Genomic DNA, 15,947 nt, shown 5'->3' on the forward strand with positions numbered 1-15,947 from the left:
CTAAACTTTTGGTTTTTATTATATTAAAATTAACTTTGTCCTATAGAGTTAGTAGAGTTTAAATATTATTTCAAACCATAAAAGACTAAATTTTGAAAACAACAGAAAACATCTCGTTTTACATTCTTTCTAAAAAGAACACCTATAACACTTTTTGTTATATGTGCAGCTGTTGTTAATACTCTGCTTTTACCTATTCGTTTTTGATTAAAATTGAAAAACGAATTCCAAAAAAAAATATCACCAAAAATAATTACTGATAGTGCCAAAAATCTTTCTGATGCATGTGTTTGCGTTGGTTAGTTTTTTGAAATCGTATATAATTTAAAAATTAAATAACTAACAACTAAAAAAAACTAAAATGAAAATAATGCAAACCTGCTGTTGTAAATAAAAAAAGCCATTTCTGCGGCAACAGAAATGGCGAGGCTTAAAGAACATTTATCACTAAATCAAGAACACATTTAGAGTGCTGTATAAACAGTGCTCAGGGCGTCTTGTTAATTACTTAAAACCAACACAAAGAAATGAAAAAAAAGTTAAACATATACATATTGCTGTTTTTACTCTTTACAACAGCAGGAATACAAGCCCAAAATACTACACCGCTTATTCAATCTAAACTCGACGGAACCGTTGTTGATGCTATTACAAATGAACCTATTATTGGTGCATCTGTAACTATTAAGGGAACAACTCACGGAGTTGTAACTGATACTGAGGGAAAATTTTATTTTCAGACAGGACAAAAATTTCCTTATACATTAATCGTAAGTTATATCGGTTATAAAAAAACAGAAATAATTGTTGAAAAAAATCCAGTAATCATCAATCTAAAAGAAGAACGTCAGGAACTTGATGAATTGGTGGTTGTGGGTTACGGAACTCAAAAAAGAAAAGACATTACAGGTTCTGTAGCTTCTGTTCCAAAAGCGAATTTATCTCAGGTAACTTCTTCAGCAGATAATCTTTTAAGAGGCGCTGTTGCCGGTGTGGTAGTTACACAAAGTTCGGGTCGTCCAGGTGCTTCTTCGAGCGTTCGTATTCGAGGCGGAAACTCGATTACTGCAGGAAATGAACCGCTTTATGTTGTTGACGGAATTTTAATTTACAATGATAACGCCAACAGTTCTGCAGGAGTTACCTATGCAGGTGCAAGCGTAAATGTTTTGTCTACTATAAATCCTGCTGATATTGAATCTATTGAAGTTTTAAAAGATGCTTCAGCTACTGCAATCTATGGTTCTCGAGGTGCAAATGGTGTCGTAATTATTACCACTAAAAAAGGAACAAAAGGACAAGACAACATTTCTTATCAAGGTTATTTCGGATTTCAGAATATTTCGAAAAAACTAAAATTAATGAATGCCAGCGAATGGGCAAGTTTAAGAAACGATGTTCAGGCAAGTATTGGTCAGGCACCTTCTTTTACTGAAGCACAAATTGAAGCTTTTAAAACTTCAGGAAATTACGATTGGCAGTCGGCTGCGTTTAGAACTGCGGCACCTGTTCAAAGTCATAATTTGTCTTTTTCCGGCGGTGATGAAAGATCTAGATATTCTGTTTCTGCAGGTTATTTTGATCAGGAAGGAATTGTTTTGGGATCTGATTTTAAACGTATTTCGCTGCGTGCCAATTACGAAAGAAATTATTCTCAGAATTTCAAATTTGGTGTTAATGCCAATTACACTTATTCTCTTGCCAATGGAATAGGAACGGCTGGAAGCGGCAGAACTCCGAACCCAATTGTTGCAGCAGTTTTAACAGCACCTGTAGTTCCCATAAAAAATGCTGACGGAAGTTACAATGTCACCAATAATATATATGCAACTTCTGTAAATGGTTATGTTCCGAATCCGATTAACGATTTAGAAAACACCACTAACGAAACCAATTTAAATAGAATTCTAACCAGTTTATTTGGTGAATATAAAATCACTAAAAAACTAACGGCAAAAGTTGCGGTAAGTGGTGACGTTTTAAATACAAAACAAAATTATTACGCGCCCTCTACTACCACTACAGGAGCTGGAACTAAAGGTTTAGCTTCGGTTGGAGATCGTTTAGTAGGTTCTGTTTTGAATGAAAACACCTTAAACTATAACACCAATTTTGGAGAAAATCATAAGTTTTCTGCTTTGGGAGGTTATACACTTCAATATACAAAAGGTGAAGTGGTTAATGCTGGAGCTCAAACTTTTGTAAATGATGCGAATACTTATAACGCGCTTCAGGATGGAGTTGCTGTAAAACCATATAGTGATGCGTACGAAAGTGTTTTAAAATCATGGCTGGCGAGAGTAAATTATTCTTATAAAGGAAAATACAACTTTACTCTTTCTGGGCGTGCCGACGGTTCTTCTAGATTTGGTGCTGAGTCACTTTGGGGTTACTTTCCTTCTGCTGGTTTTTCTTGGAATATTACCGATGAAGAATTTGCAAATAACATTAAAGGCGTAACGGAAGCTAAACTGAGAATTACGGCGGGAACAACTGGAAACCAAGAAATTGGAAATTATCTTTCTCTTGCCTCTATGGGTTCTGTAAATTATTCTTTTGGAGGTACATTATATACAGGTATCGCTCCTACCCGCTTAGCAAATCCAGATTTGAAATGGGAAAAAACAACTCAATACAATGTTGGTTTGGATTTATCCTTACTAGATCGAAAAATCAATTTTGTTTTTGATGTCTATTACAAAAAAACAAACGATTTATTAATCAGCGTTCCGGTTCCATTGAGTTCTGGTTATGCAACGGTTCTTCAAAATATTGGAGGAGTTGAAAATAAAGGTTTTGAGGTTGGTTTAACAACTGAAAACGTTAAAACAAAAAACTTCGCGTGGAATTCGAATATCGTATTTTCTTTAAACAAAAATAAAGTTACCGAAATTGGAAATGGTGTCGATCAATTTTTTCCTGTAGTTCCAAACGGTTCTTTATTACAACAACAGCCTGTAATTGTAAAAGTAGGTCTTCCTTTAGGAACTTTCTGGGGATATCGAACAAACGGAATTTTTCAAACTCAGGAAGAAGTTAATACACAGCCAAAAATCAACAGTTTAGCCAATACTAAAGTTGGAGACAGAAGATATGTTGATACAAACGGAGATGGCGTAATTACCGCTTTAGATAAAGGAAACTTAGGAACTTCTCAGCCAAAATTTGTTGGAAGTTTCAGTAATACAGTTTCATATGGTGATTTCGATTTGAATTTCTCTTTTCAAGGATCTTATGGCGCTAAAATCTTCAATGCTTTAAATCAGCAATTAGAAATCTCAACGCTTGGAACAAACGCTGCATCAACTTTAAATGACCGTTGGACACCAACAAATCCGAGCAACGAAATTCCGAGAGCGACAAGTTCTCCTCTAGGAATTGTTTCTGAAAGATATGTAGAAGATGCCTCTTTCTTACGATTGAAATTAATCACTTTAGGTTATACTTTACCTAAAAGCGTTTCAAAAAAATTGGGAACAAAGAGCGTAAAGGTTTATATCTCAGCAGAAAACTTAATCACATGGACAAAATATACTGGATATGATCCAGAAGTAAGTTCATACGAACAAAACAACTTATATCCGGGAATTGATTTTGGTTCTTATCCAAACTCAAAAACATTCATCTCGGGCTTGAACGTAACTTTCTAAGTAAAAAAAATATAAAATGAAAAAGATCATTATAACATTCCTTTTAAGTGCCGGTTTATTAGTATCGTGCACGGCCCTTGAGGTAACACCAGACTCATTTGTAACAGAAGATAATTATTTTATCACTCAAGATGATGCCGTAGCAAGTGTTACAGCGGTTTATGCTTCGCTAAGCTTAGATCCAGGCGAACAGAGTTTGTTTGGAAGAAACTTATATTTCTTAACTGATATGGCTTCTGATTATGCTGCAGCGGGAGTTTCTGCAACCAATCCGCAAGTGAGAGCGTTGAGCAGTTTGACTCATGACGCAACTTCCGATCGTGTTCAGGTTGCTTGGAGACAAATTTATGCGGGAATCAACAGAGCCAATGTTTCTATTGATAATATTCCGAAAGTTTCGGGTTCTGAAGTTGTAAAAACAAGATTAATCAATGAAGCGAAATTCATTAGAGGATTGCTTTATTTTCAGGCGGTTCGTCTTTGGGGCGGTGTTCCGATTGTTTTGCACGAGGCAACATCTATCAATTTAGGAGATTTAAAAACAAATCGTGCTACAGTCGATGAAGTTTATACTCAAATCATTAAAGATTTAACTGATGCTGAAGCTTTGCCAAAAACGTATACTGCAGCAGATGCGGGACGCGCGACTTCTGGAGCAGCTAAAGCCATTTTAGCTAAAGTTTATATCACAAGAAAAGACTGGCCTAATACCATTGCAAAAGCTAGAGAAGTGATTGACGGAGGTTACGGATATGCTTTGTTTGAAGATTTTCAGGACATTTTTACTAAAACTAAAAAGAACGGAAAAGAGCATATTTTCTCTGTTCAGTTTGAGCCAAATCAAGCAGGAAACGGTTCTAGCGGAAGCACTTTTCAAGCGACATCTTTTACAGGATTTACAGCTACAGAACCAGCAGATATTATCTCAGACGTTGCTTTGTTTTATGATATTTATGCCGCAGGAGATAAAAGAAGAGATGTAAGTTATGCAAAGCAATTACTGAATCCGACAACGGGGACACTTTATACTTTTCCGAAACCAATTTTCAAAAAATACCTTGATTTGAGCAATTTGGCAACTCCTGCAAATGTAGCGATCAATTTTCCTGTAATTCGATATGCCGACATTCTTCTGTCTTTAGCGGAAGCGATAAACGAACAAGGCGGACCAACTGCTGAAGCTTACGAATTAATCAATCAGGTACGAAGAAGAGCTTTTGGAAAAGCAATTACAACTCCTGATGCTACAGTAGATTTAATCGGTTTAAACCAAGTCACTTTTAGAGCCGCAATTCAGGAAGAACGCAAAAAAGAATTTGTACAGGAAGGACAGCGTTGGTTTGATTTGGTTCGCTGGGGAACTTTGGTTACCGAAGTAAAAAAAGTAACGGCTAAAAACTCTGTTTCAGAACGAAATAATTTGTATCCGATTCCGCAGAGCGAAAGAAATATTAATCCTGATGGGTTACCGCAAAATCCTGGATATTAATGTGCGATGAAATTTAAACACATAGAAACATAGGTTTTTTTTATTGATAAAAAAGAGTTTAAAAGAGAAACTCGTTTCTCAAAACATAGATGTGTAATTAAATACATTTTTGTCATTTCGACTGAAAGGAGAAATCACACTCGTAATCATAAAGATTGTAGAATAATATTGCGGAGTTTCTTGTGTGATTTGCTTCGCCTGTTCGCTATCGCTCGGGTCTCGTTCCTCGAAATGACAAATAGAGACGAAAACAATCTTTTGAAAATGAATATCCTAGCCCCGATAGAAGTGAAAATCCTTTTGTGGCGGGGTTCGCCACAAAAGATTGTAACGGATAGCGGGATTAGCTCCTAAAAAAAACAGACTATTATTTAAAACCATATAACTAAAAAACTATAAAAAATGAAAAATTTTAAAAATAGCATTTCAATCAAAAGCTCTAAGAAAGGGCTTTTGATTACTGCTGTCCTAATTGCCCAATTAGGATTTGCACAGGAAAAACAAGAGTTTAAAGGCACAATCGGAAAAACTTTAGCCGATTCTAAAGAATATTGGCCAGAGCCTGTAACAGCTCCAAAAGGTGCTCCGAATGTGGTTTGGATTTTATTAGATGATGTAGGATTTGGAGCTACAAGCACTTTTGGAGGTTTAATCAATACGCCGACTTTCGATAATCTAGCGAGTAACGGACTTCGTTACACTAACTTTCACACAACAGCTATTTGTGCTCCTACCCGCGCGGCTTTATTGACTGGAAGAAATTCTGGAAGAGTTCACGTAAGCGGATTTTCTCACACAATATTATCGGCCGGTTTCCCAGGTTGGGACGGTCGAATTCCGTCTGATAAAGGAACTATTGCAGAGATTCTTCGTGAGAATGGCTACAACACTTTTGCAGTTGGAAAATACGGCGTTACGCCAGACGAAGATGCTACAGATGCAGGGCCATTTGATCGTTGGCCAACTGGAAAAGGTTTCGATCATTTCTACGGATTCCTTGGTTCGCAGACCGATCAATACAATCCTGATTTGGTTGAAGATCAAGTTCATATTAAACCAGACGGACGCCATTTGAATGAATTGATTACCGATAAAGCCATCAGCTATATTCAGAAACAACAAAAAGCGGCACCTGGAAAACCTTTCTTCTTGTATTATGCACCGGGAGCAGTTCACGCACCTCATCAAGTTGCTGAAAAATGGGTTGAACCTTATAAAGGAAAATTCGACGAAGGCTGGGATGTTTACCGCGAAAAAGTATTGGCAAACCAAAAGAAATTAGGAATCTTTCCTCAAAATGCAGGACTGCCAGATCGTAACGCTTTAATTACGGAATGGAAAAAACTAACTCCAGACCAGAAAAAAGTATACGCAAGATTCATGGAAGTTTATGCTGGTTTCTTAACATATACCGATTATGAAATAGGAAGAGTAGTAAATTATTTAAAAGAAAGCGGACAACTTGATAATACTTTAATCTTTGTTGCTATTGGAGACAACGGAGCAAGTAAAGAAGGAACGTTGCAAGGAACAATTAGTCAGAGCTTATTTTCTCAAGGAAAAACTGATGAAGAAAACTTCCAAAGTAACTTAAACAACATTGGCGAAATCGGAACTGCAAAAGGTTTAAACACCAATTATCCGTTGGGATGGGCGCAGGCAACGAATGCTCCGTTTAAAAACTGGAAACAAGATGCACATTCTGAAGGAGGAACTCGTAATCCGTTGATTGTTTTTTATCCAAACGGAATTAAAGATAAAGGCGGTATCAGAAATCAGTACAGCCACGTAACCGATCTTTTACCTACAACTTTAGACATTGTTGGAATTAAAGCTCCAGAATCTATTAAAGGTATTAAGCAGGATATTATTCAGGGTTCAACTTTCAAAACTTCTTTAGAGAATCCAAAAGCAGAATCGTTGCACAAAGTGCAGTATTACTACATTTTTGGAAATAGAGCCATTTATAAAGACGGATGGAAAGCGTCTGCAGCGCATTTACCAGATTCTTTCGCAGTTAAAAAATCTATAGGAAACAACGAAAAACCTGCCCCAAGTAACTTCGATACTGATGTTTGGGAATTATATAATCTAAACGAAGATTTTAACGAACGTAATAATCTTGCGAAAAAATATCCTGAAAAATTGGCTGAGCTTCAAAAACTATTTGACGAACAAGCCAAAGAAAATAATGTTTACCCATTAATTGACTGGCAGGATGTTTACAACAGAAGAATTCACAACACTGGAGCTGACAAAGGCAAAACTGTTTCGGATTTAATCAAACAAGCTACGAAACCTGCTGGAAGTTCTAATTAATACAAATTGCCAACCTGCAAGGTTTCCAAAAACCTTGTAGGTTTCAATTCACAACAACTAAAAAACATACCTACAAGGTTTTGAAAACCTTGCAGGAGATAAAACGAACAATTATGAAACGAGTAGATTATGAAATCATAGGAAAAAAGATTGTCGTTGGGATAATCTTGTTTTTAGTACCGCTGGCCATTTTAGCCGGAGGATTAACCATTATTAATCAATTTTTAAAATAAGAAATCATGGCAATAGTTCAAAAAGAAAAGTTAGTACGAGACTTAAGCATAAGTTTCTTCATTTACGCGCTGCCAGTATTGGCAATATACCTTTATTTCCAACTTGGAGGCACTTCTGTGAGCGAATCTCACTTAACAGTTCCTTCATTTTTACAATTTCTTCAGCCAGCTTTTGCAAATATCAGGTCTTGGGGATTAATCGTATTTATGATCGTTTTAGGAATTATCGAATTTGCAGCAGGTTTATACGATGATGAATGGACGGGAGAAGAACGCAAAATTGATATTGTTTCTTTCTTGGCACCAAAATTACTTTTACCGCCTGTAATTGCTTTTTTCAGCTTAACAGCTTTGCCTTATTTAATTCCGAATCTGGCAAATTCATTATCATGGGTGCCGTTTTGGGGAGGTTTTTTCCTAATCGCAATTGCCGATGATTTGACGCAGTATTGGTACCACAGACTGCATCATCAAGTTCCGTTTTTATGGCGTTTTCACAGAACACATCATTCTGCACCTTATATGGGAATGGCGATGGCTTCTAGACAAAACTTTATTTATACCGTTTTCTTCTCTCAAATTTATTTAACGGCAACTTTAACGTATTTAGGTTTAGGATTACCTGCTTTGTTTGTTTTGGTAATTAAAAGTTTCATCACTTTAGGAGCGCATTCCAGCATTGCTTGGGATAAACCGTTTTATAAATACAAAGTATTACATCCAATCGCGTGGGTTTTAGAACGATTGATTTCTACTCCTGCAACGCATCATGCACACCACGCAGATACAAGCGGAGACGGTGTTGGACACTTTAAAGGAAACTTCGGAAACATGTTTTTTATCTGGGATATGATCTTCGGAACGGGATTGATCACCCGTAAATTTCCAGAGTCTTACGGAACAAAATCATACAAACAAGAAGAATGGTATGCACAATTTTTATGGCCGATATTCAAGTCTAAAAAAGAAGGAAGTTCTCTTGCTGAAGGTGTATTGTCGTTTCCGCTAAAAACCAAACCTGTAGAAAATGTAATAGAAACCAATGAGCAAACTCCGGTTTTAGAGCAGGTTTAGCATTCGAAAAACATGAAAAACGTAAAGTTTAAATTCCGTTTAACAGCAATTGTATATCTAATTACAATTGCTGTTTTTTCTCAGGGACAAAGCGCTAATGTACTGCTGGATGCTTTTTATTCTAAAATTAAAAGTCAAAAAAATCCACAGATCATTGACGCCAGAGGTTCAGACGAATTTGCACTAAATCACATTAAGGGTGCTGTAAATTTCAATCTTAAATCAGAAGATTTTGAAAAACAAGTTACCGCTTTAAATCCTGCGAAACCAGTATTTATTTACTCTATTGCGGCTTACAGAAGCGGTCTTTTGGCAACCGAACTTGCCAAAAGAAATTTTTCGGAAATATATATTTTAGAAGGCGGTATTGCCAGCTGGATTGGCGGTGGCAAACCTTTTTACAGTAATTTAAAAAGTAAATTATCATTAGCCGAATACAAAAAAATCCTTTCTGAAAATCAATATGTTTTGGTAGATATTGGTTCTAAATACTGCGCCACCTGTAAAACAGTGAAGCCCATTTTAGAATCGCTCCGCACCAAATATGGAGAAAAACTGAAAATCATTGAAATTGAATTAGAAGAAAGTCCGCAGGTAATTGCAGATTTAAAAAATGTTAAGGTCTTCCCTACTTTAATCTTTTATCAAAATGGCAAAATCATTTTTAAGAAAGATGGTTTGGGTGATTTAAAAAATGATGTTGATACGGCGCTAGCTTCTAGATGATACACTTAACTCATAAAAAAACTAACCAAAACCATTATGGCAACCTATAAAAAAATAACCAAAATTGTTGTTTCCATTTTAATAGTGCTTCTCCTTCTGGCCACTTTTTTATTCTGGCCAATTAATACTGACGATACTTTAATTAAAGAAGATGCAAAACTTGCCGAAGGAAAAAAAGAATTTCTTTTGCAGAAAGATACTTCTAAAACTTCAACGAAACAGCCAAATATTATCATTCTGCTTGCTGACGATTTAGGAAAATATGATATTTCGCTCTACGGCGGAAAAGATACACCTACACCGCAAATTGATTCTTTAGCCGCTTCTGGCGTTACTTTTACAGACGGTTATGTTTCTTCTTCTATTTGTTCGCCTTCCAGAGCAGGTTTAATTACGGGAAGATATCAAGAACGTTTTGGGCACGAATTTCAACCGGGCGATCGTTATCCGAAAAACAACTTAGAATATTACGCTTTTAAATACCTGATTAATACTGACAATTGGCGTCTTAATCCAAAAATTACTTATCCAAGCGATGCTTCTATCGCAACGCAGGGATTACCGCAATCTGAAATTACTTTTGCTGATTTGGCTAAACGAAAAGGCTACAACACTGCCATTATCGGAAAGTGGCATTTGGGACATAACAAAGGATTTTTTCCGTTAGATCGTGGTTTCGATTATCATTATGGGTTTTATCAAGCATTTTCACTTTTTGCTCCAGAAGATGATAATCCGGATATCATCAACCATCATCATAAAGATTTTACCGATAAGGTAATCTGGGGAAAAGGCCGTGTCGGAATCGGAAAAATTCGTCGCGATACTACCGTTATTGACGAAAAAGAATACCTAACCGAAAAATTCGCAGATGAAGCCGAAGCATTCATCGATAAAAATAAAAACAAACCCTTTTTATTATATGTTCCTTTTAATGCACCGCATACGCCATTTCAGGTTCGTAAAAAATATTACGATCGTTTTCCGAATGTAAAAGATGAAAATAAACGCGTTTATTTTGCCATGATCAGCGCTTTAGATAATGCAATTGGAAGAATTCGTGAGAAAGTAAAAAAAGAAGGTCTTGAAGAAAACACTTTAATCATTTTTGCAAGTGACAATGGCGGTGCCGATTACACTTTTGCAACCACAAACGCACCATTAAAAGGCGGCAAATTTTCTCATTTTGAAGGCGGTATAAATGTTCCTTTTGCACTTTCGTGGAAGGGAAAAATAAAACCGCATACCGTTTATAAAACGCCTGTAAGTTCTCTGGATATTTTCACGACAATTGCTTCGGCTATTCATTCTGATCTTCCAAAAGACCGAGTGTATGACGGAGTTGATTTGATTTCGACTGTAAATGAAAACAAAATAGCTCATAAAGATCTTTATTGGCGTTCTGGAGATGCAAAAGCAATTCGCAGCGGTGATTGGAAATTGATTATCAGTGGAAAAACACACGAAAAGTGGCTTTATGATTTATCGAAAGACAAGTCGGAAACAACTGATCTTGCAGTGAAAAATCCGCAAAAAGTAAAAGAATTAGAAAGTGCTTTACAAAACTGGGAAAAAGGTCTTGTAAAACCTTTATGGCCAAATCTTATGCATTATGAATTTGATTTTGGCAAACAAAAGTATTTTGTTGATTTGTAATATATCAAAACCTGGCAGATTTTAAATCTGTCGGGTTTAATTGTTCAAATTCATATCGAAAATCCAAACCTATATGAAATCACTACTATTTATGCATAAAAAAATCCATTAACAGCATATTTTACAAACAAAATTTGTTAAAACGATATATTAATCATAAATTAGTAATCCTAAAAGTTAAATTAAATACAATTCTACACTTCTTTTTCTAAGAAAACGACCAATTTTTTCTACAAAAGTTACAATAAACACAAAAAATGCTTAAATTGTTATTTTTATTGTTAAATAATCATTAATTATTAACATTATTTTAAGATATTTGAGATATCTAATTTAATCGAAAGAAAAATGAAAATCAACTTCAAGCATTTTTTGTGGCTTTTATCAGTGCTGTTTATGCAAATAGCTGCCGCGCAAGACGGATCAATTTCTGGAAAAGTAACGGATAAAAAAGGAATGCCTATTCCAGGAGTAAATATTGTTTTAAAGGGAACAAAAATTAGTACACAAACTGATTTTGATGGTCAGTTTAAAATTGATGCCTCAAAAGGTCAAACATTAGTTGTAAGCTACGTAAGCTATAGCACAGTAGAAGTTCCGGCCTCAAATGGTATGAAAATCGAATTAACTGAAACTCAAAATGAGCTTGAAGCCGTTTTGGTTGTAGGTTATGGAACGCAGTCTAAGAAAAACCTAACTGATAATATCGCACGAGTTACAGCAAAAGATATTCAGCAGATTCCGGTTTCGAATATGCAGAACGCTCTAGTTGGAAAACTTGCCGGAGTTCAGGTTACTCAGACCAATGGTAAAGTTGAGGGAGGAATCAATATTAGAGTTCGTGGTGCGGCGAGTATCAGCGCAGGAACACAGCCTTTGTATGTATTAGACGGAATTCCGCTTATCAATGATGATGAATCTAGCAATGGAGCACCAACGAATCCGCTTTTGACATTAAGCACAAACGAAATCGAATCTATCGATGTTTTAAAAGATGCTTCTTCTGCTGCTATTTATGGAGCAAGAGGAGCAAATGGAGTTGTTTTAATCACGACTAAAAAAGGAAAAGAAGGTAAGGGAACTTTTTCGATTAACCTTTCTCAAGGTGTCAGCGAAGCGACTCACAAAAAGAAATGGCTTAATGCAAAACAATATGTTTCTCTTTTGCAGGAAGCTGGACGAAATGTAGATGATTTAGAATCTGTTGAAGACGAATTAGAATTTTTATCACAGGGAACCGATTGGAGAAACGGTGAAATTGATACGAATTGGCAGGATATTGCTTTAAAAACAGGTTATACAACCGATGCTGATTTCTCACTTTCTGGAGGCGACAGCAAAACCAAATATTTCTTTTCTGGAGCTTATAACAATACTGTCGGAATTGTAGACAGCAACAGTTTAGAAAGACTTACGGGTAGAACCAATGTATCTCACAAAGTTTCAGACCGCTTTACTGCTGGAATGAATCTTGGTTTTTCTAGATCTGTAATTGATCGTGTGCAGGATGACAACTCCTTCTCTACTCCGATGCAGTCTGTTGCTCAGGCACCGATTTCACAAGCACGATTAGCAGACGGAACAGCAAATCCAAATACAGAATATTCCAATTATCTTTTAGCAAAAGACAATACTTTCTGGAAAACTATTATGCGCAGACTTACGGGTAAAATTTATGCAGAGTTAAAGCTTTTTAACTCTTTAAAATTCAACTCTGACTTTTCTTATGATTTCTTAAGCCAGACCGAAGATTACTGGCAAGGTAAAAACGCTCCTTTTATGGCGACTGACGGAGCTGTATTTGCAACTTCTGTAAACACAGAAAATTATGTTTGGAGTAATTATTTTACTTACGATCATACATTTGCAGAAAAACACAGTTTGAATATCGTGGCTGGTATGGAGTTTAATAAATACAACAGAAGATATCAAGATGTTAACAGTATTTATTTCCCAAATGATGATTTCCAGACTGTTGACGGTGGTGCCGAAGTAAATGAAGGACACGGAAGCCAGACCGATTATGCGTTTGTATCGCAGTTTGGCCGTTTAAATTATTCATATCAAGGAAAATATCTTTTCAAAGCCAGTGTGCGCCGTGATGGTTCTTCTCGTTTTGGAAAAAATGAAAAATTTGGAGTTTTCCCTGCATTTTCTGCTGGTTGGGTAGTTTCTCAGGAAGAGTTCTTAAAAGATAATCCTGTTCTTTCTTATTTAAAACTAAAAGGAAGCTGGGGAGAATTAGGAAATGCCGAAATTGGAAACTTTGCTTCACGCCAATTATACCGTCCAAATCCTTATAACTTAAAATCGGGACTTACTTTTGATCAGGCAGGAAATGATAATCTTACTTGGGAAAAATCTACTCAAACCGATTTTGGAGTTGAACTTGGCTTTTTAAACAAAATCAGCCTTGAGGCCGATTACTATCAAAAAGATACTGATGGATTATTGTTTGAAGTACCGCTTCCGATCAGTTCTGGTGCGCAGTTCATCAATAAAAATATCGGCGAAATCAGAAGCAGCGGTTTCGAATTTACTTTGAACACCAAAAACATTGACACAGAAAACTTTAAATGGAATACAAGTTTCAACATCACAACAAATAATTCTAAAGTAAGATCACTGCCAAATAATGGTGCTGATATTATCACAACTTACACAATTAACAGAGTGGGCGAAAATATTTCTTCTTTCTATTTGGTTGAATATGCTGGAGTTGATCCTGAAAACGGAGATGCTTTGTTTGTAAAAAACACCGTAAATGCAGATGGAACTCTTGATAAGTCTACAACAAACGATTACAGTGAAGCAAAAAGAATCATTGCAGGAAATCCGTTTCCGACTTTGATGTCAGGTTTAACCAATACGATTTTCTACAAAGGAATCGATTTTACTTTTACATTTCAAGGAGAATGGGGCGCGAGTATTTATAATTCTGCTGGAGGCTATATGTCATCTGCAGCAGATTATTTTGACAATCAAACCGCAGATCAGCTTAACCGCTGGCAGAATCCTGGCGATATTACTGATGTACCGCAAGCAAGATTTGGAGGATCTAACGGGACACAAGATTCGTCACGTTACCTTGACAAAGCCGATTTTGTACGTTTAAGAAACCTTACTATTGGATATACTTTACCAAAACAAACTGTATCTGATATGGGCATGAGCAGTTTGAGGGTTTATTTAACTTCTGTAAACCTACTTACATTCACAAACTACAAAGGTACCGATCCTGAAGCTCGACGAGATGATACAGGAATTGGAGAAGATTTTTACTCTGCACCGCCAGCAAGAACAATAGCATTAGGAGTAAATATTAATTTTTAAAAAAGGATATGATGAAAGCAAATAAATTAATCTTACTTATAATTTCTGCAGTATTTTTTACAAGCTGTGAAAATGAATTAGACTTAGAACCTAAACAAAGAGAAGATGCAGAGGTAACTTTGAGCACAGAAGCCGGAGTAACCAATGTCTTGACTGGAACATATGCCTTGGCAGCGAATGGTAACGCTTATGGCGGAAGAATTCTGCTTTATGCCGATTTATTAGGTGTAACGGGCGAACTTAACACTACCGATTTAAGATGGAGAGGATCTTTTGGTGAACTTCGCCAAATGTACCTTAAAACCATGTATTCTGATAACGTAATTATCGAAGGAACGTATTCAAGATGTTATTCGATGATTAACGCGGCCAATACGGTTATTGAAAACATCGACAAAGTAAAAGATCCAGACAGACAAGATGTTATGATCGGTGAGGCTAATTTTTTAAGATCACTTGCTTATTTTGATTTGGTTCGTTTTTTCGCTAAACCTTATGTTGCGGGTCAAACCAACAGCCAGCTTGGAGTTGTAATCAGACCAAATGCTATTTATGATTTTAGTGTTGATCTTTCTAAAGAAAGAAGCACGGTAGAAGAAGTGTACAAAGTGATTATTGATGGCTTAAAACTGGCATATACCAACCTCCCTGAAGAAAACAGTTTTTATGCTGATAAATATGCTGCACAGGCGCTTTTGGCAAGAGTTTATCTGCAGCAGGGAAATTATGCTTTAGCAAGAGACGCAGCCGATGATGTAATCGAAAACAGCGGTCATGGACTCTCTGCTAATTACGCTGCAGCTTTTAATCACGACACCGATCAAACCGAAGATGTTTTTGCAATTCAAATCACAAAACAAACTGGTTTAAATGACGCAGTGACTTTTTATGCTTCTGAAGACAACGGAGGACGCGGCGGTGATTTCACACTAAGAGATGCCTATTTAAATAAATTTAGTTCAACAGATACAAGAGGAACTTTTTATTATGAAAATCCGGCAAACGGCAGAATTTTAACCTCAAAATTTACAGATCAGTTTGCTAACGTAGGGATTATTCGTCTTGCCGAACTTTATTTAATAAGAGCCGAAGCTAATTTTAGACTCGGTACAGCAATTGGAGACACACCTCTTAATGATATTAATACAATTAGAGAGCGTGCTAACGCAGGAGATCTTGCAGCGCTTACATTAGATGATATTTTACTGGAACGTGAACTTGAATTAGGAATGGAAGGATTTTTAATTCACGATATCAAAAGAACACAGCGTTCTATCGACATCAGCGTAGATGGCGACGGATCTGATTTATTGCCTTTTGATGATGATACATTAGTATTCCCAATTCCGCTTAAAGAAACGGATGCCAACAAAAAAATCACGCAAAATCCGGGCTACGGATCCTAAACTAAATAATAACCAAAGCAAAAAACCATCCAATTACGGATGGTTTTTTTATTTTCAAAGA

The 15,947-nt window shown here is 36.2% G+C and carries 8 protein-coding genes; all 8 read left to right on the forward strand.

Going from position 1 to position 15,947, the window contains the following annotated elements; genetic code table 11:
• The first annotated feature begins 527 nt into the window (after positions 1–527).
• The 8 genes from ACFSC2_RS06495 to ACFSC2_RS06530 all read left to right on the forward strand — a co-directional run bounded on the left by ACFSC2_RS06495 (position 528) and on the right by ACFSC2_RS06530 (position 15,886).
• A complete protein-coding gene (locus ACFSC2_RS06495) occupies positions 528–3,650 on the forward strand; it encodes a SusC/RagA family TonB-linked outer membrane protein (RefSeq protein WP_379817131.1) in 3,123 nt (1,040 codons plus the stop codon).
• A gap of 16 nt (positions 3,651–3,666) precedes the next feature.
• Positions 3,667–5,139, forward strand: coding sequence for a RagB/SusD family nutrient uptake outer membrane protein (locus tag ACFSC2_RS06500; RefSeq protein ID WP_379817130.1), 1,473 nt, complete (start codon positions 3,667–3,669; stop codon positions 5,137–5,139).
• 402 nt (positions 5,140–5,541) lie between these two features.
• A complete protein-coding gene (locus ACFSC2_RS06505) occupies positions 5,542–7,458 on the forward strand; it encodes an arylsulfatase (RefSeq protein ID WP_379817129.1) in 1,917 nt (638 codons plus the stop codon).
• A 239-nt stretch (positions 7,459–7,697) separates the two neighbouring features.
• Positions 7,698–8,765, forward strand: coding sequence for a sterol desaturase family protein (locus ACFSC2_RS06510; protein WP_379817128.1), 1,068 nt, complete (start codon positions 7,698–7,700; stop codon positions 8,763–8,765).
• A gap of 12 nt (positions 8,766–8,777) precedes the next feature.
• The gene (locus tag ACFSC2_RS06515) at positions 8,778–9,491 is read left to right on the forward strand and encodes a thioredoxin domain-containing protein (RefSeq protein WP_379817127.1); all 714 of its coding nucleotides are present in this window, start codon (positions 8,778–8,780) and stop codon (positions 9,489–9,491) included.
• A gap of 36 nt (positions 9,492–9,527) precedes the next feature.
• On the forward strand, positions 9,528–11,147 hold the full coding sequence (locus ACFSC2_RS06520) for a sulfatase-like hydrolase/transferase (RefSeq protein WP_379817126.1): 1,620 nt from the start codon (positions 9,528–9,530) through the stop codon (positions 11,145–11,147).
• A 396-nt stretch (positions 11,148–11,543) separates the two neighbouring features.
• Positions 11,544–14,480: a SusC/RagA family TonB-linked outer membrane protein gene (locus tag ACFSC2_RS06525; RefSeq protein WP_379817125.1), complete on the forward strand. Its 2,937-nt coding sequence runs from the start codon at positions 11,544–11,546 to the stop codon at positions 14,478–14,480.
• Positions 14,481–14,491: 11 nt separating this feature from the next.
• Positions 14,492–15,886, forward strand: a complete 1,395-nt coding sequence (locus tag ACFSC2_RS06530; protein WP_379817124.1) for a RagB/SusD family nutrient uptake outer membrane protein — start codon at positions 14,492–14,494, stop codon at positions 15,884–15,886.
• Positions 15,887–15,947 lie beyond the last annotated feature (61 nt).

It is taken from the genome of Flavobacterium artemisiae (assembly GCF_042678225.1).
Taxonomy (GTDB): Bacteria; Bacteroidota; Bacteroidia; order Flavobacteriales; family Flavobacteriaceae; genus Flavobacterium; species Flavobacterium artemisiae.

Coding starts and splice junctions, on each gene's coding strand:
- ACFSC2_RS06495 (WP_379817131.1), top strand. CDS start 528: ATGAAAAAAAAGTTAAACATATACATATTGCTGTTTTTACTCTTTACA.
- ACFSC2_RS06500 (WP_379817130.1), top strand. CDS start 3,667: ATGAAAAAGATCATTATAACATTCCTTTTAAGTGCCGGTTTATTAGTA.
- ACFSC2_RS06505 (WP_379817129.1), top strand. CDS start 5,542: ATGAAAAATTTTAAAAATAGCATTTCAATCAAAAGCTCTAAGAAAGGG.
- ACFSC2_RS06510 (WP_379817128.1), top strand. CDS start 7,698: ATGGCAATAGTTCAAAAAGAAAAGTTAGTACGAGACTTAAGCATAAGT.
- ACFSC2_RS06515 (WP_379817127.1), top strand. CDS start 8,778: ATGAAAAACGTAAAGTTTAAATTCCGTTTAACAGCAATTGTATATCTA.
- ACFSC2_RS06520 (WP_379817126.1), top strand. CDS start 9,528: ATGGCAACCTATAAAAAAATAACCAAAATTGTTGTTTCCATTTTAATA.
- ACFSC2_RS06525 (WP_379817125.1), top strand. CDS start 11,544: ATGCAAATAGCTGCCGCGCAAGACGGATCAATTTCTGGAAAAGTAACG.
- ACFSC2_RS06530 (WP_379817124.1), top strand. CDS start 14,492: ATGAAAGCAAATAAATTAATCTTACTTATAATTTCTGCAGTATTTTTT.